This window comes from Actinospica acidithermotolerans, assembly GCF_018139625.1.
Lineage (GTDB): Bacteria > Actinomycetota > Actinomycetes > Streptomycetales > Catenulisporaceae > Actinospica > Actinospica acidithermotolerans.
In genome coordinates this window covers 1-1,898 of record NZ_JAGSOH010000260.1, presented here as the reverse complement: position 1 = coordinate 1,898, position 1,898 = coordinate 1, and the positions used below count along the sequence as shown (strand labels likewise).

Annotated in this window: 2 protein-coding genes; both read right to left on the bottom strand. The window is 70.7% G+C overall.

What is annotated here, in order from left to right; all coding sequences use genetic code 11:
- Positions 1-33: 33 nt before the first annotated feature.
- Complete coding sequence (locus KDK95_RS34520; protein WP_212522567.1) at positions 34-228, bottom strand: DUF2304 domain-containing protein; 195 nt, start codon at positions 226-228, stop codon at positions 34-36.
- 260 nt (positions 229-488) lie between these two features.
- Positions 489-1,694, bottom strand: coding sequence for an N-acetylglucosamine-6-phosphate deacetylase (gene nagA / locus KDK95_RS34515; protein ID WP_249162332.1), 1,206 nt, complete (start codon positions 1,692-1,694; stop codon positions 489-491).
- Between the last annotated feature and the right edge of the window lie 204 nt (positions 1,695-1,898).

Genomic DNA, 1,898 nt, shown 5'->3' with positions numbered 1-1,898 from the left:
CATCGCGACCTCGCTCGGGGGTGGGGGAGTGATCTAGAAGTGCAGCCCGCTGATGAAGCTGGCGACGGAGTCGGTGCTGTTCCTGATCGACGACGCGATCGAGGTGGAGGCGAGGTAGAAGCCGAACATCATGCACACGATCAGGTGCGAGACCTTCAGCCCGTCCTTGCGGAACAGGATGAAGACGATGACGCCGAGCAGGAGGACTCCGGAGACCGACAGAACCATGACAGCTCCTCAGTGGGACGCGAGGGACCGCGTTGGGGGGCGATGGGACGTTGTGCCCGCCATGTGGTTCCGGTGCGCCGTACTTCGATGGTCTGGCGTCGTGATGAAAATGGTTGGCACGTTCACCCGAGATTCTTTCGTGGTGGCCATGCCGCTAAAACCGTCAAACGGGTGTCTTTGGTGCGACCGTCACCCTCATGGCAGACGCCTGCCGTTCGGCCAGTCGAGAAGTTTCACCGGAAAGAGAGGCGTTCGGTCGACTATTCGGGTGAGGACCCGTCAACCCACGCGCCGCGCTGCATGACCGAGACCACCCGCAGGTCCTCGTCCAGCACGACGAGGTCGGCCTGCTTCCCAGTCTCCAGGCTGCCGACCCGGTCGGCGATCCCGAGCGCCCGCGCGGGGGTGAGCGAGGCGGAGACCGCGGCGTCGGCGAGCGGCACCCCGGCCAGCCGGACCGCGTTGCGCAGCGCGCTGTCCATGGTGAGCGTGGAGCCGGCCAGCGAGTCCCCGTCCGCCAGCCGCGCCTCGCCGTCGCGCACCTGCACGGTCAGCGCGCCGAGGCGGTACTCCCCGTCGCCCATGCCGGCCGCGACCATCGCGTCCGTGATCAGCGCGACGCGGTGCGCTCCGGCGGCCGCGAACATCAGGCTGACCACGGAGGGGTGCACGTGCAGTCCGTCGTTGACGACCTCGCAGAGCACCTGCTCCTGCTCGAGCAGCGCGGTCACCGGGCCGGGTTCGCGGTGGTGCACCGGGCGCATCGCGTTGAACACGTGCGTGCCGACCGGCGCCCCGAGTTCGATCGCCGCCCGCGTCTGCGCGTACGTCGCGTCGGTGTGCCCGATCGCCGCGATCACCTCGGACTCGGCGAGCAGCCGCACCGCGTCGAGGCCGCCGTCGAGCTCGGGCGCGATCGTCACCATGCGGACCGTGCCGTCGCCGGCGCGCAGCAGCCGGGAGACGTCCTCGCGGGCCGGAGCGCGCAGCAGGCCCGGATCGTGCGCTCCGCACCGGGCCTTGGAGATGAAGGGGCCCTCGAGGTGGATACCCGCGAGGATCCCGTCCTGGACCAGGCCGGACAGCTCGCCGATGTGGTGTTCTATCTCTGACATCGTGCCGCTGACGGTCGAGGCCATGATCGTGGTGGTCCCGTGCGCGAGGTGGAAGCGCGCCGCGACCAGAGCCTGCTCCGCGTCCCCCGCGGAGAACGCGGCCCCGCCGCCGCCGTGGACGTGCATGTCCACGAAGCCGGGCACGACGTGCCCCCCGGCCACGTCGTGCACCGCCGTCTCCGGCGAGACCACCGGCTCCGGCTGCCCCGCGGTCGCGGCCACGCCGGTGATCCGTCCGTCCTCGACGAGAAGCCATCCCGCGAGCACCCCGTCGGGCAGGACGAGGCGGGCGTTGCGCAGCAGCAGCGACGACATGAGCTTCTCTCCAAGGCCGGTAGTGGTATAGACCATAGCGGATCTCCGGCGGCCTTGTCTCGGACGGTCGAACACCTGGACGGACTATCCTGTCCCGAGTGCGCCCGTCCCGGGTTGCGCCCGCCGACGACCGAGGGGGGCTCCGTGCCGCAGCGAGACGCCGAGCCCGCGGCGCCCGCCGCCGGCGAGTCGGCCCCGCAGGTCTCTGCGATCCCCGCCGAGGTCCCCGTCCCCCGCGCC

What these genes read in the sequence shown, in the direction of transcription:
- KDK95_RS34520 (WP_212522567.1), bottom strand. Translation starts at nt 228, where the DNA reads ATGGTTCTGTCGGTCTCCGGAGTCCTCCTGCTCGGCGTCATCGTCTTC.
- nagA (WP_249162332.1), bottom strand. Translation starts at nt 1,694, where the DNA reads ATGGTCTATACCACTACCGGCCTTGGAGAGAAGCTCATGTCGTCGCTG.